This is a genomic window from Streptomyces sp. NPDC046977 (genome assembly GCF_040644455.1).
Taxonomy (GTDB): Bacteria; Actinomycetota; Actinomycetes; order Streptomycetales; family Streptomycetaceae; genus Actinacidiphila.
The window spans coordinates 158,124-177,411 of the sequence record NZ_JBEYWO010000017.1; the positions used below are offsets into that span (position 1 = coordinate 158,124).

A 19,288-nucleotide genomic window follows, 5' to 3' on the forward strand; every position below is an offset into this window, starting at 1 on the left:
CCGCCGACCCCGGCCGCCCCCGCTTGACGAAGGGCACGCAAGAACATGGCTCCGAAGACGAAGACGGCCGGAGACGGCAGTGGCCTGATGGAGATGTCCTGGGATCCGATCACCCGGATCGTGGGCAGCCTCGGCATCCACACGAAGATCGACTTCAAGCAGAAGCGGGTCGCCGAGTGCTACAGCACCTCGTCGGTCTTCCGCGGCTACAGCGTCTTCATGCGGGGCAAGGACCCGCGCGACGCGCACTTCATCACCAGCCGCATCTGCGGCATCTGCGGGGACAACCACGCCACCTGCTCGGTGTACGCGCAGAACATGGCGTACGGCGTCAAGCCGCCGCACCTCGGCGAGTGGATCATCAACCTCGGCGAGGCCGCGGAGTTCATGTTCGACCACAACATCTTCCAGGAGAACCTGGTCGGGGTCGACTACTGCGAGAAGATGGTCCGCGAGACCAACCCGGGTGTCCTGGAGCTCGCCGAGCGCACCGAGGCGCCGCACGCCGCGGAGCACGGCTACCGCACCATCGCCGACATCATGCGCTCGCTGAACCCGCTGGAGGGCGAGTTCTACCGCGAGGCGCTCCAAGTGAGCCGCTACACGCGGGAGATGTTCTGTCTGATGGAGGGTCGGCACGTCCACCCCTCCACGCTCTACGCGGGCGGCGTCGGCACCATCGCGTCGGTGCAGCTGTTCACCGACTACCTCACCCGCCTGATGCGGTACGTGGAGTTCATGAAGCGGGTCGTGCCGCTCCACGACGACCTCTTCGACTTCTTCTACGACGCCCTGCCCGGCTACGAGGAGGTCGGCCGCCGCCGCATCATGCTCGGCTGCTGGGGCGCGTTCAACGATCCGGAGTACTGCGACTTCACGTACGCCAACATGACCGACTGGGGCCGGCGGATGTTCGTCTCCCCCGGCATCGTCGTGGACGGCAAGCTGGTCACCAACGACCTCACCAACATCAACCTCGGCATCCGCATCCTCCTGGGCAGCTCGTACTACCAGGACTGGGAGGGCCAGGAGCAGTTCGTCACGCACGACCCGCTCGGCAACCCGGTCGACCCGCGCCACCCGTGGAACCAGCACACCATCCCGGCGCCGCAGAAGCGGGACTTCGACGACAAGTACAGCTGGGTCATGTCGCCGCGCTGGTTCGACGGCCAGGAGCACCTGGCGCTGGACACCGGCGGCGGTCCGCTGGCCCGCCTGTGGTCGACGGCGCTCAACGGGCTGGTCGACATCGGCTACGTGAAGGCCACCGGGCACAGCGTGGTCATCAACCTGCCCAAGACGCTCACCAAGCCGGAGACCACCTTCGAGTGGAAGATCCCGCAGTGGAGCAACGCGCTGGAGCGCAACCGGGCGCGCACCTACTTCCAGGCGTACGCCGCCGCCTGCGCGCTGCACTTCACCGAGAAGGCACTGGCGGAGGTCCGCGCGGGCCGCACGCAGACCTGGGAGAAGTTCGAGGTCCCCGAGGAGAGCATCGGCGTCGGCTTCACCGAGGCCGTGCGCGGTGTGCTCTCGCACCACATGGTGATCCGCGGCGGCAAGATCGCCAACTACCACCCGTACCCGCCGACCCCGTGGAACGCGAGCGTGCGCGACACCTTCGGCACACCGGGCCCCTACGAGGACGCGGTGCAGAACACCCCGATCTTCGAGGAGAACTCCCCGGAGAACTTCAAGGGCATCGACATCATGCGCGCTGTGCGCAGCTTCGACCCCTGTCTGCCGTGCGGTGTGCACATGTACGTCGGCGGCGGCCGCACCGTGGAGAAGCTGCACGTCCCCACCGGCCTGAGCGGCATGGCCGGATGAGCGCCGAGCGGACCGCGCGGCGGATCGAGGAGATCCTGGACGGCCTCGCCGCCTCCGGCGACCGCGAGGCCGCGGCCGCCGCCGAGGAACTGGTGCGCACGCTCATGGAGTTCTACGGCGCGGGCCTGGCCCGCGCCGTGGAGCTCCTGGAGCGCCCCGGCACCGACCCCATGGCAGCGCTGCTCGCGGACGAGGTGGTGGCGGGCCTGCTCGTCCTCCACGACCTGCACCCCGAGGACACCCTCACCCGGGCCGGCCGCGCGGTGCACGCCGCCCGGGCCGGCACGTCGGTCGACATCGAGCACTTCGACCCCGACAGCGGCACGCTGCGGCTGGCCGCCCGCGAGGGCGGCGGCTGCGGGTGTCCCAGCACGATGGACGCCACCCGGCAGCGCATCGAGGCCGCGCTGTCGTGCTGGGCGCCCGAGGTGACCTCGGTCGAGCTGCCGCAGGACGCCCCGGCGACGCGGGAACCCGCGCTGCTCCAGATCGGCACGCGCCCGCCGGGGGCGCCGTGAGCCCGCAGTCCCCACCCGCGGCCGGGCTGCGCCGCTTCGTCGCCCCACGCCCGGCCGCACCTGAACGCTGCGAGCTGTGCGGGGCGACCCTCATGGGCCCCCACCGGCATCTGGTGGACACCGGACGGCGCGCGCTGGCCTGCGCCTGCACGCCCTGCTCGCTGCTTTTCGACCGGCCGGGCGCCGGCGGCGGGCGCTTCGCCGCCGTGCCCGACCGCTACCTCTCCGACCCCGGCTCGGTCCCGGACGCCGTCGCCTGGCAGCGGCTGCGCATCCCGGTGGCGGTGGCCTTCTTCTTCCACAACTCCTCCCTCGACCGCCCCGTCGTGCTCTACCCGAGCCCGGCGGGCGCCACCGAGAGCGACGTCGACCCGGGCACCTGGGACGCCGTCTTCGGCGACTCGCCGCTGGCCGGCGCGCTGCGCCCGGACGTGGAGACGCTGCTGGTGCGCCGCGAGGGCGACGGCGGCGAGTGCTACCTGGCACCGGTCGACCGCGCCTACGAACTCGTCGGCCGGCTGCGGCTGACCTGGCAGGGCTTCGACGGCGGGCCCGGTGCCCGCGCCGAACTCGCCGCCTTCTTCGACGACCTACGACAGCGGGCGGCCCGGGCGCCGCGGGAAGGGAACCGGCCGTGACCGAGCTGGGCTTCACGTGCACGGGCGTACGGGCCGATCCGTACGCCGCGGGACCGACGCTCGTCTTCCGGCTGCGGATCACCGCCTCCGGCGGGGAGCGGGTGCACGCGATCGCGCTGCGCTGCCAGTTGCGCATCGAGCCGGCGCAGCGCGCGTACACGCCGGACGAGGCCGAGGGCCTCGGCGACCTCTTCGGCGAGCCGGAGCGCTGGGGCAGCACGCTGCAACCGCTGCAGTTCGCGCAGGTGTCGGTGATGGTGCCCGGCTTCAGCGGCGAGGTCGAGGTGGAACTGCCGGTGCCGTGCACCTACGACATGGACATCGCCTCCGCCAAGTACTTCGACGCGCTGCGGGAGGGCGAGGCGCCGCTGCTGATGCTGTTCTCCGGCACCGCCTTCCTCGGGCCCGGCGGCTTCCAGGTGCTGCCCGTGCCCTGGCACAAGGAGGCCGTCTGCCGGCTGCCGGTGGCGGTGTGGCGGGAGACGATCGACGCGCACTTCCCGGGCTGCGGCTGGATCCGGCTGCCGCGCGGCTCCATGGACGCGCTGCGGTCCTTCCGCAGCCGGCACGCCCTGCCGTCCTGGGAGGCCACCGTCGAGGCCCTGCTCGCCGGAGCGGCACGGTGACGGCGGGCGCCGCGCAGGCGGCGGAGACTGCGGAGGCAGCGGCGGAACAGGCCGAACGCTTCGACACCGCCCGCAAGGTGGCGGACGCCGTGCTCTTTGAAGGCTACGTCCTCTACCCGTACCGGGCGTCGTCGGCGAAGAACCGCATGCGCTGGCAGTTCGGCGTGCTCGTGCCCCCGGCGTGGGCGGCCGCCTCGGGCGAACCGGCCGCGCAGCGCACACAGCTCCTCATGGAGCCGCGCGCGGACGCGGTGCTGCACGCGGAGGTGCGCTTCCTGCACGCCCAGCGGCGCACCGTCCACCGCGCCCTGCCCGGCGGTTCGTACGAGCCGGTGGAGGAGCTGGAGCTGCCCGACCGGGTCCTGGTGCCGTGGGACGAGGGAATCGAGGAACGCGTCGAACTGAGCGCCTCCGTGGCCGAGTTGACCGACGGCGGCGTCGTGCTGCCCTTCACCCTGCCGGCGGCGGAGACCACCGAGCCGGTGGAGGACGGGGGCGGTGCGCGGGTCGGCGCGGTCGTACGGCGCCGGGAGGCGCTGGAGGGCGTCGTCCGCATCACCGCGGAGGAACTGCCGGGCCCCTACCGGGTCCTGCGGCTGACCGCCGTCGTCGAGAACACCGGAGCGGGCACCGCAGCCCGGCGCGAGGACGCGCTGCCGCACTCGCTGGTGTCGGCGCACCTGATGCTGGGGCTGACCGCGGGCACGTTCGTCTCCATGACGGACCCGCCGCAGTGGGCGCGCGGGGCCGTCGCGGAGTGCCGCAACGAGCACGCCTGGCCGGTGCTGGCCGGCGACGACGGCGCCGCCGACGTGGTGCTGTCCTCCCCCATCATCCTGGAGGACCATCCGCGCATCGCGCCGGAGAGCGCCGGCGCGATGTACGACGCCACCGAGATCGACGAGATCCTGGCCCTGCGCACCGCCGCCCTCACCGACGAGGAGAAGCGGCACGCCCGGGGCACCGACGACCGGGCCGCCGCCGTCATCGACCTGGCGGAGACCATGCCGCCGGAGGTGCTGGAGCGTCTGCACGGCGCCGTGCGGGCGCTGCGCGAGGTCACCGGGCAGGACCCGGTGCCGGACGTGACCGCGCCGGACACGCCCTGGTGGGACCCGGGCGCCGACGCCTCGGTGGACCCGGCCCGCGACCGCGTGGTGATCGGGGGCAGGTCCGTCGGAGCGGGCAGCCGGGTCGTGCTGCGTCCCGGCAAGCGGCGCACCGACGCCCAGGACCTGTTCCTGCACGGGCGAGGGGCCCTGGTGGAGGCGGTGCTGCACGACGTCGACGGCGGCGTGCACCTCGCGGTCACCGTGGACGGCGACCCCGGCGCCGAACTGCGGCGCCTGCAGGGGCGGTTCCTGTACTTCCAGCCCGACGAGCTGGCCCCGGCGGAGGAGGCGTGAGCGGCGGGGGCGTGCTGGTCGCCGGCATCGGCAACATCTTCCTGGGCGACGACGGCTTCGGCGTCGAGGTCGTACGGCGGCTGGCCGGACACCCGCTGCCCGAGGGCGCCGAGGTCACCGACACCGGCGTCCGGGGTGTGCACCTGGCGTACCGGCTGCTGGACGGCTACCGCTGCGTGGTCCTGGTGGACGCCGTGCCGGGGGACGAGCCGCCGGGCACCCTGCGGCTCATCGAGGTGCCACCGCGGCCCGCGGGCGACCCGGGGGAACCGCCGGTCGTCGACGGCCACCGCATGACGCCGGACGCCGTCCTGGCGCTGCTCGACACCCTCAGCGCCGGCACGGGCGCGGGCAGCCGGCCCGCGCGCGTGCTCGTCGTGGGCTGCCGGCCGGCCTGTCTGGACGAGGGCATCGGCCTGAGCGCCCCCGTCGCCGCCGCCGTCGACGAGGCGGTGGGCCTGGTCCTGCGGGTCGTCGGCGAGGAGTGCGCACGGGCCGGGAGTCCGCCCACGGCGACCGGTCCCGCGGCCCGTCCGCGGTGACCTGATCCGGCCGAGCCGGACCGCAACAAGGGACACAACCGACACGACAGAAAGGAGCACCCGCCATGTGGAAGATCGCCCTCGGCGCGGTGGGAGCGGCCGCGGCCGTCCTCGCCATGTCGCGCGTCCTGCCCGACGTGAAGCGCTACATGCACATCCGGGCCATGTGAGGCCGAACGGGTACCCGCCGCCAGGCCGGCGGCGTGGCGGGCCGGGGGCCCGCCACGACCGGCCTGTAATGGATCGGCGCGGCAGCCGGGGGCCCGGCCGGCACCCCACACCGGAGAAGAGGCCGATGCACGAGATGTCCATCGCGATGGCGGTGGTGGAGCAGGTCGAGGAGGCCGCCGCCCGCCTGGCGGCCGGCGGCGTCACCCCGCCGGGCGTACGGGAGGTGCGGCTCCAGGTGGGTGAACTCGCCGGTGTGCTGCCCGACTCCCTGTCCTTCTGCTTCGACCTCGCGTGCTCCGGCACCGTCCTGGAGGGCTCGTCGCTGTCGGCCGAGACCGTGCCGGGCCGGGCCCGGTGCGAGCCCTGCGACCACGAGTGGCCGACCGGGCTGCCCCCGCAGCTGAGCTGCCCGCGCTGCGGCGCGGGGGCGTCGGAACTGCTGTCCGGCCGTGAACTGCGCATCACCGAGGTGCGGTGGGCCGACCCCGTCTCACCCGTACCACCCTCCGCACCACTCGCGAAGGAGCGCTGACCGCCATGTGCAAAGTCACCGACCTGCAGCAGGCCGTGCTCGCCAGGAACGAGCACGGCGCCCAGCACCTGCGGGAGGAGCTGGCCGCGCTCGGGACCGTGATGGTGAACCTGCTGTCCAGCCCCGGCAGCGGCAAGACCGCGCTGCTGGAGGCGGAACTGGGGCTGGCCCGCCGCCGCGGCGTGCCGGTCGCCGCGCTCACCGCCGACCTGGCCACCGAGAACGACGCGGTGCGGCTGGGCCGTTCGGGCGCCCCGGTGCGGCAGGTGCTGACCGACGGGCTGTGCCACCTGGAGTCCGGCATGGTGCGCTCGCACGTCGAGGCGTGGCTGCCCGACGACACCCACCTGCTGTTCGTGGAGAACGTCGGCAACCTGGTGTGCCCGGCGTCCTACGATCTCGGCGAGTCGCTGCGCGTGGTCCTCGCGTCGGTCACCGAGGGCGAGGACAAGCCGCTGAAGTACCCCAGCGCCTTCGGGCTGGCGCAGCTGGTCGTGATCACCAAGTACGACATCGCGGCGGCTGTGGACTTCGACGAGCAGGCGTTCCTGGCCAACGTGGCCCAGGTGAACCCGGGTGTCGAGGTGGTCCGCACCTCGGTGCGCGGCGGTGAGGGCATGGGCGTGCTGCTGGAGCGGGCGCTCGCGGTGCGTGCCGGGGCCGCGGTCCACCGGCCGGTGATGGCGCGTACGGCCGTCGGTCACGCGCACTGATGGCAGGGCAGCCGGCCCCGGCGGCCGACGCCGCCGCGCAGCGCCGCAGGGTGCTGGTGCGGGGCGTGGTGCAAGGGGTCGGCTTCCGGCCGTTCGTGTTCGGGCTGGCCCGGGAGCTCGGTCTGTCGGGGCATGTCGGCAACACCGGGGAGGGCGTGGTCGCGGAGGTCGAGGGCGCGCCCGCGGCGGTCGAGGCCTTCTGCCTGCGGATCGGCACCGACGCCCCACCGCTGGCGGTCGTGGAGTCCGTCTCGCACGCCGCGGTGCCGCTCGCCGGCGGATCGGGCTTCGCCATCGCCGCCTCGCGGGCGGGCGAGGGCGCCGCGCGGACGCTGGTCCCCCCGGACACCGCGACGTGCGTGGCGTGCCTGGCGGAGCTGCGGGACCGGGGCGACCGCCGCTTCCGCCACCCGTTCATCACGTGCACGCACTGCGGGCCGCGGTTCACGATCGTGACCGGGCTGCCCTACGACCGGGCCGGCACCACGATGGCCCGGTTCCCGATGTGCGGGGCCTGCCGGACCGAGTACGAGGACCCGGGCGACCGGCGCTTCCACGCGCAGCCGGTCTCCTGCCACGACTGCGGGCCGCGGCTGCGGCTGCTGGTGCGGCGCGGGCACGGCACGGTGGAGGCGGCGGCGACGGATCCGCTCGGCGGCGCGCGGCGGCTGCTCGCGGACGGCGCGATCGTCGCCGTGAAGGGGCTCGGCGGCTACCACCTGGCGTGCGACGCGGGCGACGACACGAGCGTACGGCTGCTGCGGCAGCGCAAGAACCGGGGCGACAAGCCGTTCGCCCTGATGGCCCGGGACCTCGCGGACGTGACGGGACTGGCCCATGTGGACGCCTCGGAGCGGGAGTTGCTGACCGGGGCACGGCGGCCCATCGTGCTGCTGCGGCGGCGGGCGGACGCGGAGGGCGTGGCGCCGGGCGTCGCCCCGCGCGTGGCCGACCTCGGTGTCATGCTGCCGTACACCCCGGTGCACCATCTGCTGCTGGGACTGCCCGGGGACCCGCCGGGCCCCCGACTGCTGGTGATGACGAGCGGCAATCTGGGCGGCGAACCCATCGTCACCGACGACGAGGAGGCCCTGCTGCGGCTGGCGGGGCTCGCCGACGCGTGGCTGACGCACGACCGGCCGATCCATGTGCCCTGCGACGACTCGGTGGTGCGGATCTGCGACGGCGGCGAACTGCCCGTGCGGCGCTCGCGGGGCTACGCGCCGTTCCCCGTGCCGCTGCCGGTGTCCGTGGCCCCGGCGCTCGCCGTCGGCGGCGACCTGAAGAACACCTTCTGTGTGGGCGAGGGACGGCATGCCTGGATGTCGGCGCACGTCGGGGACATGGACGACCTGGCGACGCTGAGCGCTTTCGCCGCCGCCGAGCGGCAGTTGGAGTCCATCACCGGGGTGCGGCCGGTCCTGCTGGCCGCCGACCGCCACCCGGGCTACCGGTCGGTGGGCTGGGCACGGCGCGCGGCCGGTGACCGCCCGCTGCGCCAGGTGCAGCACCATCACGCGCACATCGCGGCGGTGATGGCCGAGGCGGGGCTCGACGGGACCGCGCCGGTGCTCGGTGTCGCCTTCGACGGCACCGGCCACGGCGACGACGGCGCCGTCTGGGGCGGGGAGTTCCTGCTCGCCGACTACGACGGCTTCCGGCGCGCGGCCCACCTCGCCTACGTGCCGCTGCCGGGCGGGGACGCCGCGGTGCGCCGGCCCTACCGGATGGCACTGGCGCACCTGCGGGCGGCGGGGCTGCCCTGGGATCCCGTTCTGCCGTGCGTGGCGGCCTGCCCGCAACAGGAACTACGGATTCTGGACGCGCAGTTGGAGCGCGGTCTGCACTGCGTGCCCACATCGAGCATGGGCCGGCTCTTCGACGCCGTCTCCGCGCTGGCCGGGGTGTGCCAGGAGGCCGGCTACGAGGCGCAGGCCGCCGTGGAACTCGAGGCCGCGGCGGTGGCCGCGGGCGAACTGCCCCGGAACGGCTACGCGTTCGCGCTGCGCGAGGGCGGCGGTGTGGACGGCGCCACCGCCTGCGACCCCGGCCCGGTGCTCGCCGGCGTCGTCGCGGACCTGCGCCGCGGTGTGCCGGCAGGCGTCGTCGCGGGCCGCTTCCACCGGGCGGTGGCCGACCTCGTACGCCGGGTGTGCGCCGCCGTACGCGACAGGGACGACACCAGGACGGTCGCCCTCAGCGGCGGCGTCTTCGCCAACGCGCTGCTGTCCGCCGCGTGCGCGCAGACGCTGCGCGCGGACGGCTTCGAGGTCCTGCTCCACCGCCTCGTACCGCCCAACGACGGCGGCCTGGCACTCGGCCAACTCGTCGCCGCGGCCCGCGGCGACGGCCCGCGGACCCCCCACCCAGAGCGAGGAGACAGCTGATGTGCCTGGCGGTACCCGGCAAGGTGCTGGAGATCGAGGAACGTGACGGGACCAGGATGGCGACCGTCGACTTCGGCGGCGTGATCAAGGACGTGTGCCTGGAGTACCTGCCCGACCTCCAGGTCGGCGAGTACGCCATCGTCCATGTCGGCTTCGCGCTGCAGCGCCTGGACGAGGAGTCGGCGCGGCAGACGCTCGCCCTCTTCGGGAACCTGGGGCTGCTGGAGGAGGAGTTCGGCGACCCCTGGCAGCAGGCGGCGGCCGAAGCGGGCACCGCCCCGGCCGGCACCCCGGCGGCGGAGGCGGACCGGTGAAGTACATCGAGGAGTTCCAGGACCCGGACCTGGCCCGGCGGCTGCTGGACGACATCCGTGCGACGGTGACCCGCCCCTGGGCGCTGATGGAGGTGTGCGGCGGCCAGACCCACACCATCATCCGGCACGGCATCGACCAGCTGCTGCCCGAGGGGATCGAACTCATCCACGGCCCCGGCTGCCCGGTCTGCGTGACGCCGCTGGAGGTCATCGACAAGGCGCTGGAGATCGCCTCCCGACCCGAGGTGATCTTCTGCTCGTTCGGCGACATGCTGCGCGTGCCCGGCACCGGCCGCGACCTGTTCCGGGTGCGCAGCGAGGGCGGCGACGTGCGCGTGGTCTACTCCCCGCTCGACGCGCTGCGCGTCGCCCGGGAGAACCCCGACCGCCAGGTGGTGTTCTTCGGCATCGGCTTCGAGACCACCGCCCCGCCCAACGCCATGACGGTCCACCAGGCGCGCAGGCTCGGCATCCGCAACTTCAGCCTGCTGGTCTCGCACGTCCGCGTGCCTCCCGCGATCGAGGCGATCATGCGGTCTCCCGAGGTGCGGGTGCAGGCGTTCCTGGCCGCCGGCCACGTGTGCAGCGTGATGGGGACGGAGGAGTACCCCGAGCTGGCGGACGGCTTCGGCGTGCCGATCGTCGTCACCGGCTTCGAACCGCTGGACATCCTGGAGGGAGTGCGCCGCACCGTGCGCCAACTGGAGCGCGGCGAGCACTCCGTCGAGAACGCCTACCCGCGGGCCGTCCGCCCGGAGGGCAACGCGGCGGCCAAGGCGATGCTCGCCGACGTCTTCGAGGTCACCGACCGCGCCTGGCGCGGCATCGGCGTCATCCCGGACAGCGGCTGGCGGCTCTCCCCGCGCTACCGGGAGTTCGACGCGGAGCACCGCTTCGAGGTCACCGGCATCACCACCCGGGAGCCTGCGGCCTGCCGCAGCGGCGAGGTGTTGCAGGGCCTGCTCAAGCCGCACCAGTGCGAGGCGTTCGGCACCGCCTGCACCCCCCGCAACCCGCTGGGCGCCACGATGGTCTCCAGCGAGGGGGCCTGTGCCGCCTACTACCTCTACCGCCGGCTCGGCGGCACCAGCGCACCCCTGGAGGCGAGCCCCGTTGGCTGAGATCGCTGACACCCTGGCCGCGCCGGACTTCTCCGGCTGGACCTGTCCCGCGCCGCTGCGCGACCAGCCGCGGGTGGTGATGGGGCACGGCGGTGGCGGGACGCTCTCCGCCGAGCTCGTCCGGCACGTCTTCGCCCCGGCCTTCGGCGGGAGTGTGCTGGCCCAGCTCGCCGACTCGGCGGTGGTGCCGCTCGGCGGCGCGCGGCTGGCGTTCTCCACGGACTCGTACGTGGTGCGCCCGCTGTTCTTCCCGGGCGGCAGCATCGGTGACCTGGCCGTCAACGGCACGGTCAACGACCTCGCGATGAGCGGCGCCCGGCCGGCCTTCCTGTCCTGCGGGTTCATCCTGGAGGAGGGCGTGGAGATGCCCCTGGTCGCCCGGGTCGCCGAGGCGATCGGCGCGGCCGCGCGTGCCGCCGGGGTCGAGATCGTCACCGGGGACACCAAGGTCGTCGAGTCCGGCCACGGCGACGGGATCTACCTCAACACCGCGGGCATCGGGCTCGTCCCCGAGGGTGTCGACATCCGGCCGCAGCGCGCGGAGCCCGGTGATGTCGTCATCGTCAGCGGGGAGATCGGGGCGCACGGCGTCGCCGTCATGAGCGTGCGCGAGGGGCTGGAGTTCGACGTCGAGATCGAGAGCGACTGCGCCCCGCTGAACGGGCTCGTGGAGGCGATGCTCGCGGTGACGACCGATCTCCACGTGCTGCGCGACCCCACCCGGGGCGGACTCGCCGCGGCACTCAACGAGATCGCGGCCGCCTCCGGGGTCGGCGTCGTCATCGAGGAGCGGGCGGTCCCCGTGCCCTCCCCCGTCGCCAACGCGTGCGCGGTGCTCGGCCTGGACCCGATGTACGCGGCCAACGAGGGCAAGCTCGTCGCCTTCGTCCCCCGGACCCATGCGGACGCGGTGCTGGCGGCCCTGCGCGCGCACGGGCTGGGGGCGCGCGCCGCCGTGATCGGCGAGTGCGTCGAGGACCACGCGGGCATGGTCGTCGCGCGCACCGGGCTCGGCGGCACGAGGGTGGTCGACCTGCCGCTGGGCGAGCAACTCCCCCGGATCTGCTGACCGCCCAGGCACCCCCCGCCGGCGGTGGCGGCCGCCGGCAGGGGGTGCGCCCGGCCGTCCGGGGCAGCCGGGGGAGGACGCGGCGGTGCCGCAACCGACGCCCGAGGAGGACGGCATGACCTTTCAGCACCCGGTGGAACGCACCGACGAGCGCGGCCGCGGCGGCCGCTTCGAGCACCTGGCCGAGTGGGCCTCGAACTTCACGGCCTCCCCCGCCTTCTACGGGCTGTGCGTCGCCATGGTGACCGCCTTCGTCGTCGTGCACGTCCTCGGGGTGCCGCTGAGCTGGCAGTTGTTCACCGCGGACGTGATGACGGCCGTCACCCTGCTCCTGCTGGCGCTGCTGAAGAACTCCGAGCGCCGTGCGGAGCACGCCCTCCAGACCAAACTGGACGCGATCGCCGCCGCCCTGCTGGAGCAGGGCGGCAGCTCGCACGAGGCGCGGGACGCGCTGCGCAAGGTGATCGGCATCCACGAGGAGGCCTGAGGGGAGGGTCAGCCGGTGACGCTCGCGGCGCCGGTCTCCAGGTGGCCGGTGAAACGCCGCGACCAGGACGCGTCGGAGCCGACGGTGACCGTGAAGTCGTACCAGCCGGAGGAGTACGCGACGGCGTTGAACCAGTCGTCGGTGCTGCCGCCGGCGGGCACGGTGTAGGTCCAGGGACCGTCGGTGCGGTACTGGTTCGCCTTGATGGTGAAGGTGACGGCCGCGGCCGAGGTGTTGGTCATACGGAACCAGACCGCCTGCTTGCCCGTGTCGGGCGCCGCCGCGTACGACGGGACGACCTCGCAGGCCTTGCCCGCGGCCTTGGCGTCGCCGGTGAAACGGCGCAGGAAGCGGTTGGGGCCGACGAGGGTCAGGTCGTACTTGCCGTCGCCGTAGCCGGAACCGATGTTGAAGTAGTCGCTGCCGGTGCCGCCCGCGTCGATCGTGTACTGCCACGGCACACGGCTGCGGTAGGCGTTGGGGTGGATGGAGAAGTGCGCGGCGCCGGTGGCCTGGGCCCCCTGGTTGCTCATGGCGATCCAGGCGAGGATCGTGCCGCCGCTGCCGAACTCGAGCCGGTCCAGGTAGCCGTTCGGCTGGTACGGCAGCGCGCGGGCGGGCCGGGTGCCCGCCTCCTGGGCGGGCAGCGCGTTGGTGGTGGGCTTGGGGTTGGGCAGCGGCGCGCAGGTATTGATGCCGATGACGGAGGTCGCGGGCAGGGCGGGCAGGCCGCTCACCGGCGCGGTGAAGTCGAAGCAGCGGGTCAGGTCGCCGGTGACCCTGCGGCGCCAGTCGCTGATGTTGGGGCTGGTGGCGGGCGTGCCGAGGGCGGTGGTCCAGCGCTCCATGAAGCGGATGACGGAGGTGTGGTCGTACACCTCGGAGGACACCCAGCCGCCGCGGGTCCAGGGCGAGACGACGATCATCGGGACGCGGAAGCCCAGCCCGTACGGCGTGCCGCTCAGGAACTCCCCCGCGGTGCCGGCCGGCGGTGACGGCGGCGGGACGTGGTCGAAGTAGCCGTCGTTCTCGTCGTAGTTGAGGAACAGCACGGTCGAGTCGAAGACCGCGGGGTTCGCGCTCAGGGCCTGCAGCACCTGGTGCACGAAGTGCGCGCCGTCACCGGGCGGGGCGTAGGGGTGCTCGGAGAAGGCCTGGTTGGGGACGATCCACGAGACCTGGGGCAGGGTGCCGGCCAGGACGTCGGCCTTGATGGCGGCGACGATGTCGTCCGGGGTCGAACCGGTCACCCGCGGGACGGAGCCCATGCCGCGGTCGTGCAGCGGGGTGCCGGCGGCGGCCTGGGTGAACTGCTTGAAGTAGGCCAGTCCGTTGTCGCCGTAGTTGTCGTTCGCGTTCTGGTAGACCCGCCAGCTCACCCCGGCGTTCTGCAGGGCCTCGGCGTACGTCTGCCAGGTCAGGCCCGACTCGTCGCCGCCGTCGTGGCTGGAGGAGTCGACCTTCCCGCTCCACAGGTACGTCCGGTTGGGGCCGGTCGCGCTCAGCGTGGAGGAGTAGTAGGCGTCGCAGATGGTGTAGGCGTCCGCGAGGGCGTAGTGGAAGGGGATGTCGGCCCGGGTCATGTGGCCCAGGGAGCGCACATTGCCGACACCGGACACCCAGGAGTCCAGGGCGCCCTTGTTCCACGCCGCGTGCTGGGAGGACCAGCTGTGCGGCAGGTCGCCGTTGCACTGGGCGAGCGTCTCGGGGTCGACACCGCCGGCGGCGGGCGTGGCGCTGAGCCGCCACGGGTACTGGCGTCCGGTGCCGTTCGGCTGGTTGAAGACCGACTGGCCGCCGGACAGGGTGATCGTGGCGCGGTCGCCGAAGCCGCGCACACCCTTCAGCGTCCCGAAGTAGTGGTCGAAGCTGCGGTTCTCCTGCATCAGCACGACCACGTGCCGTACATCGGAGATGGTCCCGGAGGCGGCCGCCGCCGTCCGCTCCCGCGGCGCCGCGGCGCCCGTCTGCGTGACGGTGGCCCCCGCGGCGGCCCCCGCCGACAGGGCCACGAACTTCCGGCGACTGATACCCGTGATGCCCGTCATCCCACCGGTCCTTGTCGACTCGACGTCAGGTGCGTGTGATCGCAGGCAAGGGTGCCGCCGGACCGCGCGGGGTGCCAGGGGTTGGCGGCGGCGGGCACCGGTCCGCCGGGTGAATGGATCGGGAACACCTCCGCGACCGGGCTTTTTACCGCTTTCGGGTGGCGTCCGGCCTCCGAACGGAAGAGTCTGGGAGGCAGAGGGGGCACGCGGCCCGCAGAGCGGCGCGCCGACGTCGGTGGTGGCGGCGCGTGAGCGAGGAGACGGACATGAGCGACAACGACATGGGTGACGAGGTCTACCAGCCGGACGGGTCCGAGGTGCAGGACGACGCCGGACTGCTGGAACCCGAGGACACGCTGGACTACCACGGCGTCGACCAGGTGCTCGACGAGGGCTACTCACCGCCGGAGCGGCCCTGGGCGGTGAACAAGGCGGCCACCACCGCGGAGGGCCGCCTGCGGGGGGAGACGCTGGACGAGCGGCTGGCCGAGGAGCTCCCGGACCTGCCGTTCCCCACCGGTGACGGCATAGGCGACACGTGGGACACCGACGGCGAGCTGATCGACGACGAGGTCGGCGGGCCGCGCGCCGGCCGGCTGGTCGCCCCCGACGAGGGCGCGCACTACGAGACCGAGGGCATGGTCGCGTACGACATCGGTGTCGACGGCGCGGCCGCCTCCGCCGAGGAGGCCGCGATGCACCTGGTGCGGGGCACCGAGGAGTACTGACCGGTCAGGAGTCCCCGCGGGATTTCGGCGGCGACGACGGCGGGCCCGCTGCGGCGGGCCCGCATGCCGTGTCGTGCGGGCCCTTCGCGTCGCACTGGAGCGGCGGGGCCACGATCGCGCAGTGGTGGTGGAGGGGCGGCAGGTCCTTGGGGGCCGAGTCCGGCTCCTGCGGGCTCTCCTTCAGCACGTCGGAGCGGATGAACGTCCACGCCAGCACGGATCCCGCCACGAGCAGCCCGGCGCAGATCAGGACGGCGCGGCGGAAGCCGCTCCCGAAGGCGGCCGGAATCTCGTACTCGTCACCGGACAGCCCCACCAGCAGCGGCAGCGCGGCCACGGACAGCAGGCCGGCCGCGCGGGCGACGGCGTTGTTCACCCCGGAGGCAGTGCCCGCGTGCCGCACGTCGGCCGCCCCGAGGACGGTCGCGGTCAGCGGGGCCACCGTGCAGGCGAGGCCGAGCCCGAAAACGGCCACCGCGGGCAGGACGTCGGCCACGTACGAGGCGTCGGCGCCGATGCGCAGCATCAGCAGCAGTCCCACGGCGGAGACCGCGGGGCCGACCGTCATGGGGATACGCGGGCCGATCCGCTCGGCCAGCCGCCCGGAGCGCTCGGACAGCGCCAGCATGATGATCGTGACCGGCAGCAGTGCCGACCCCGAGGCGAGCGGGGAGAAGCGGGCCTCGGTCTGCAACTCCAGCACCAGGAAGAAGAAGACGCCGCCGAGCGCGGCGTAGACGGCGAACGTCACCAGGTTCGCGGCCGTGAACTGGCGGTTGGCGAAGAGGCCGGGCGGCAGCATCGGATGGCTGCTGCGCCGCTCGGTCCACACGAAACCGGCCAGCGCCGCCAGGCCCAGGAAGCCCGAGACCGCGACCGCGACGGGGTCGGCCTGGTGGCCGCCCGCGTCGATCAGGGCATACGTGATGCCGGCGAGCCCCACGGCGCCGAGCACGGCGCCCGCCACGTCGAAGCCGCCGGTGGCGGACTCGTCCCGGCTCTCCGGGACGTGCCGGGACGACACCGCGAGCACGAGCGCCGCCATCGGCAGATTGATGAAGAAGACCCAGCGCCAGCTGACGGAGTCCACCAGCCAGCCGCCCAGCAGCGGTCCGAGCGCCCCGGCGATGCCGCCGAGCCCCGACCACACGCCGATCGCGCGGGCCCGGTCGTCCGAGGCGAAGGACGACTGGATCAGCGCGAGCGATCCCGGTGTCAGCAGCGCACCGCCGATGCCCTGGAGGGCGCGGGCGGCGATCAGCACATGGATGTCGGGCGCCAGGCCGCACATCAGGGAGGCCAGCGCGAACCACACCGTGCCGATCATGAAGACCTTGCGCCGCCCGAAGCGGTCACCGAGGGCGCCGCCGAGCAGGATCAGCGCGGCCAGGGTGAGGGTGTAGGCGTTGACGGTCCACTGGAGTCCCGCCAGGGTGGCGCCGAGGTCGCGGCCGATGGTCGGGAGCGCGACGTTGACGACCGTGCCGTCCAGAAACGTCATGCCCGACCCGAGGACGACGGCGACGAGCACCCACCGCCCCGCCGGCTCCCCTAGCGTCAGCCCACCGGCCCGCTCTGTCGCGCGCGCGGCTTCCGTCATCGCAGCCTCCGGCCGTCCCCGCTGGTCTTCCCCGAGGCTACCCCGGCAGGGCAGCCCCCGCGTGCCTCACCAAGATCTTAGAGCGCGGGAATCCGGGGCCGCAGGGGGCGTTGAAGGAAACGTGACCTCACCGCTCCCGCCCACGCCCTCACCTGCGCTTCCGCCGTCCTTCCGGCTCTCGCTCCTCGACCGTTCCCCGGTGCGCAGGGGACAGGAGCCCGCGCAGGCGCTGCGCGACACCGTGTGGCTGGCGCAGCGGGCCGAGGAGCTGGGCTACCACCGCTTCTGGGTCTCCGAGCACCACGGGGTGCCGGGAATCGCGGGTTCCGCGCCCGCCGTGCTGGCCGCGGCCGTCGCGGGGGCGACATCCCGGATCAGGGTGGGCACCGGCGGGGTGATGCTCCCCAACCACCCGCCGCTGGTGGTGGCCGAGCAGTTCGGGGTGCTGGAGTCGCTGTTCCCCGGGCGGATCGACATGGGCCTGGGCCGCTCCGTGGGCTTCACCGACGGCGTGCGCCGGGCACTGGGCCGGGACGCGGGCGCGGCGGACGACTTCGCGGGACTGCTGACCGAACTGCTGGGCTACTTCACCGGCAGCCCGGACGTCGGCACCGCCGTGCACGCCCGCCCGCCGGAGGGCCTGCGCGTACCGGCGTTCGTCCTCGCCACGGGCTCGGGGGCGGCGCAGGCCGCGGCCTTCGGGCTGCCGCTGGTGATCGCGGGCCGCGACGAGGAGCGGATGCGGGCGGCGATCGACCGCTACCGCGCCGAGTTCACGCCCTCGGCGTGGGGCACGCGGCCGTATGTGGTGGTCTCCGCCCCGGTCGCGGTCGCGGGGACCACCGAGGCGGCGCGCCGCCTGCTGGTCTCCGAGGCCTGGTCGGCCGCGTACGCGCGTACCCATGGGGAGTTCCCGCCGCTGGGGCCGCCGGAGGAGATCCTCGCGGGCCCCATGACGGCGCGCGAGCGCGACCGCTTCGAGGAGTCGCTGAGCGGCGGCATCCACGGCACGGAGGCCGAGGCCGGTGCGGCGCTGGCCGGGCTGGTCGCGCGCACGGGGGCGGACGAGGTCCTGGTCAGCACGGCCGGGTACGACCGCGGCGCCCTGCTGGACTCCCACCGCCGACTGGCCCGGCTGGCTGGCCTGTCCGCACCGGCGTAGCGGGCGGTCAACCGGCCCGTCGGCGCCGGCCGTTGAGTGCGTGGCGCGCACATGGGCACGCCCCGACATCGACCGTGTGCGCCGGCGGTCGGCCGGGCGTGCGCGACGGGCGATCGCGGCCCCGGGCGGATCCCGCGCCCGCACCGATGAGTTCTGCGCCGCGAAGCGGTCTGCCTTCCCGACCGTCCTTTCGCGAAGGTGGACCGATGACCGATCTGCACGACCTCCTCAGCCCGTACGTCGCCGACGGAACCGTGCCGGGAGCGGTGGGCCTGGTGGCCCGCGGCGACCGGACCGAGGTGGCGGCCGTCGGCACGGCCGGTATCGCCGGCACGGCCGCGGCCCCGGCCCCGATGGCCCGGGACTCGATCTTCCGTATCGCCTCGCTCTCCAAGCCGGTGACGGCCGCGGCGGTCATGACGCTCGTGGACGACGGGCGGCTCACGCTCGACGACCCGGTGGCGAAGTGGCTCCCGGAACTGGCGTCGCCGGTGGTCGTACGGACCCCGCACAGCCCGGTGGACGACGTGGTCCCGGCCGGACGCCCGATCACCGTGGCCGATCTGCTGGACGCCCGCGCCGGGTACGGCTTCCCCTCGGACTTCTCACTCCCGGCCGTCGCCCCGCTGTTCGCCGAGCTGAAGCAGGGACCGCCGATGCCCCAGCACGTCGCGGAGCCGGACGCGTGGATGGCGGCGCTCGCGCGCATCCCGCTGCTGCGTCAGCCCGGCGAGGCCTGGCTGTACAACACCACGTCCGACATCCAGGGCGTGCTGGTCGCCCGGGTCGCGGGGCGGTCGCTGCCGGAGTTCCTGAAGGAGCGGATCTTCGAGCCGCTCGGCATGAGCGACACCGGCTTCGCGGTGCCGCGCGGCGACCTCGGCCGCTTCACCTCCTACTACCGCGCCGACCAGCCGGGCGGACTGCAACTCGTCGACGCGCCGGACGGGCAGTGGAGCAGCGTGCCCGCGTTCCCGTCGGGTGCGGGCGGACTGGTGTCGACCGTCGACGACCTGCACGCCTTCGGCCGCATGCTGCTGGGTGGTGGGATCGACGGCGGCGCGGCCGGCCGGCGGGTGCTGTCGCCGGAGTCGGTGCGGCTGATGACGACCGACCGCCTGACGCCGGCCCAGCGGGACGCCAGCCCGCTGTTCCTGGAGGGCCAGAGCTGGGGCTTCGGCGGATCGGTGGACGTCGCGGCCGTCGAGCCGTGGAACGTGCCGGGCCGCTACGGCTGGGTCGGCGGCACCGGTACGGCGGCGCACATCGTGCCGTCCACCGGCGCGGTCGCCGTGCTGCTCACCCAGCGGGAGCTGGCCGGGCCCACCCCGCCCGCGCTGATGCGCGCCTTCTGGCGGTACGCCGCGGGGCACTGAGGCCGCCGCGGCGTCGGCGA

18 protein-coding genes are annotated in these 19,288 nt (G+C 73.8%); 16 read left to right on the plus strand and 2 right to left on the minus strand.

Features of this window, described 5'->3' with window-relative positions; all coding sequences use genetic code 11:
• The first annotated feature begins 45 nt into the window (after positions 1 to 45).
• The 13 genes from ABZ883_RS24540 (at position 46) to ABZ883_RS24600 (ending at position 12,354) form a co-directional block, all read left to right on the plus strand.
• The gene (locus tag ABZ883_RS24540; RefSeq protein ID WP_360909467.1) at positions 46 to 1,830 is read left to right on the plus strand and encodes a nickel-dependent hydrogenase large subunit; all 1,785 of its coding nucleotides are present in this window, start codon (positions 46 to 48) and stop codon (positions 1,828 to 1,830) included.
• The gene (locus tag ABZ883_RS24545; protein WP_360909469.1) at positions 1,827 to 2,348 is read left to right on the plus strand and encodes a hypothetical protein; all 522 of its coding nucleotides are present in this window, start codon (positions 1,827 to 1,829) and stop codon (positions 2,346 to 2,348) included. Before ABZ883_RS24540 ends, ABZ883_RS24545 begins: the two co-directional genes overlap by 4 nt.
• Positions 2,345 to 2,986: a DUF5947 family protein gene (locus ABZ883_RS24550; protein ID WP_360909471.1), complete on the plus strand. Its 642-nt coding sequence runs from the start codon at positions 2,345 to 2,347 to the stop codon at positions 2,984 to 2,986. The genes ABZ883_RS24545 and ABZ883_RS24550 overlap by 4 nt, the downstream gene beginning before the upstream one ends.
• Positions 2,983 to 3,612: a DUF6084 family protein gene (locus ABZ883_RS24555; RefSeq protein WP_360909473.1), complete on the plus strand. Its 630-nt coding sequence runs from the start codon at positions 2,983 to 2,985 to the stop codon at positions 3,610 to 3,612. The genes ABZ883_RS24550 and ABZ883_RS24555 overlap by 4 nt, the downstream gene beginning before the upstream one ends.
• Positions 3,609 to 5,018 carry a hypothetical protein gene (locus tag ABZ883_RS24560; RefSeq protein ID WP_360909476.1) on the plus strand — a complete coding sequence of 470 codons (1,410 nt, stop codon included), beginning with the start codon at positions 3,609 to 3,611 and terminating at the stop codon, positions 5,016 to 5,018. The genes ABZ883_RS24555 and ABZ883_RS24560 overlap by 4 nt, the downstream gene beginning before the upstream one ends.
• Positions 5,015 to 5,560 (plus strand): hydrogenase maturation protease, encoded by a 546-nt coding sequence (locus tag ABZ883_RS24565; RefSeq protein ID WP_360909478.1) that lies wholly within the window; start codon positions 5,015 to 5,017, stop codon positions 5,558 to 5,560. The genes ABZ883_RS24560 and ABZ883_RS24565 overlap by 4 nt, the downstream gene beginning before the upstream one ends.
• A gap of 295 nt (positions 5,561 to 5,855) precedes the next feature.
• A complete protein-coding gene (locus ABZ883_RS24570) occupies positions 5,856 to 6,263 on the plus strand; it encodes a hydrogenase maturation nickel metallochaperone HypA (protein WP_360909480.1) in 408 nt (135 codons plus the stop codon).
• A gap of 5 nt (positions 6,264 to 6,268) precedes the next feature.
• Complete coding sequence (hypB, locus tag ABZ883_RS24575; protein ID WP_360909482.1) at positions 6,269 to 6,976, plus strand: hydrogenase nickel incorporation protein HypB; 708 nt, start codon at positions 6,269 to 6,271, stop codon at positions 6,974 to 6,976.
• On the plus strand, positions 6,976 to 9,363 hold the full coding sequence (hypF, locus tag ABZ883_RS24580; protein ID WP_360909484.1) for a carbamoyltransferase HypF: 2,388 nt from the start codon (positions 6,976 to 6,978) through the stop codon (positions 9,361 to 9,363). The genes hypB and hypF overlap by 1 nt, the downstream gene beginning before the upstream one ends.
• Positions 9,363 to 9,677, plus strand: a complete 315-nt coding sequence (locus ABZ883_RS24585) for a HypC/HybG/HupF family hydrogenase formation chaperone (RefSeq protein WP_360909486.1) — start codon at positions 9,363 to 9,365, stop codon at positions 9,675 to 9,677. The genes hypF and ABZ883_RS24585 overlap by 1 nt, the downstream gene beginning before the upstream one ends.
• Entirely contained in the window at positions 9,674 to 10,798 is a 1,125-nt protein-coding gene (hypD, locus tag ABZ883_RS24590; protein WP_360909488.1) for a hydrogenase formation protein HypD, read from the plus strand. Before ABZ883_RS24585 ends, hypD begins: the two co-directional genes overlap by 4 nt.
• A gap of 1 nt (position 10,799) precedes the next feature.
• Complete coding sequence (hypE, locus tag ABZ883_RS24595; RefSeq protein WP_360909605.1) at positions 10,800 to 11,867, plus strand: hydrogenase expression/formation protein HypE; 1,068 nt, start codon at positions 10,800 to 10,802, stop codon at positions 11,865 to 11,867.
• Positions 11,868 to 11,982: 115 nt separating this feature from the next.
• On the plus strand, positions 11,983 to 12,354 hold the full coding sequence (locus ABZ883_RS24600) for a low affinity iron permease family protein (protein WP_360909490.1): 372 nt from the start codon (positions 11,983 to 11,985) through the stop codon (positions 12,352 to 12,354).
• Between the two features lie 8 nt (positions 12,355 to 12,362).
• Here ABZ883_RS24600 and ABZ883_RS24605 read toward each other — a convergent pair whose 3' ends face one another.
• Positions 12,363 to 14,393: a phosphocholine-specific phospholipase C gene (locus ABZ883_RS24605; RefSeq protein WP_360909607.1), complete on the minus strand. Its 2,031-nt coding sequence runs from the start codon at positions 14,391 to 14,393 to the stop codon at positions 12,363 to 12,365.
• Positions 14,394 to 14,668: 275 nt separating this feature from the next.
• On the opposite strand from ABZ883_RS24605, the gene ABZ883_RS24610 reads away from it, so the two are divergent.
• The gene (locus ABZ883_RS24610; RefSeq protein WP_360909492.1) at positions 14,669 to 15,130 is read left to right on the plus strand and encodes a DUF5709 domain-containing protein; all 462 of its coding nucleotides are present in this window, start codon (positions 14,669 to 14,671) and stop codon (positions 15,128 to 15,130) included.
• A gap of 4 nt (positions 15,131 to 15,134) precedes the next feature.
• On the opposite strand, the gene ABZ883_RS24615 is transcribed toward ABZ883_RS24610, so the two are convergent.
• Positions 15,135 to 16,730 carry an MFS transporter gene (locus ABZ883_RS24615; RefSeq protein WP_360909494.1) on the minus strand — a complete coding sequence of 532 codons (1,596 nt, stop codon included), beginning with the start codon at positions 16,728 to 16,730 and terminating at the stop codon, positions 15,135 to 15,137.
• Between the two features lie 121 nt (positions 16,731 to 16,851).
• Here ABZ883_RS24615 and ABZ883_RS24620 point away from each other — a divergent pair, with 121 nt between their 5' ends.
• Both ABZ883_RS24620 and ABZ883_RS24625 read left to right on the plus strand, forming a co-directional pair.
• Complete coding sequence (locus ABZ883_RS24620; RefSeq protein ID WP_360909496.1) at positions 16,852 to 17,892, plus strand: MsnO8 family LLM class oxidoreductase; 1,041 nt, start codon at positions 16,852 to 16,854, stop codon at positions 17,890 to 17,892.
• Positions 17,893 to 18,098: 206 nt separating this feature from the next.
• Complete coding sequence (locus ABZ883_RS24625) at positions 18,099 to 19,268, plus strand: serine hydrolase domain-containing protein (RefSeq protein WP_360909498.1); 1,170 nt, start codon at positions 18,099 to 18,101, stop codon at positions 19,266 to 19,268.
• The last annotated feature ends 20 nt before the right edge of the window (positions 19,269 to 19,288 follow it).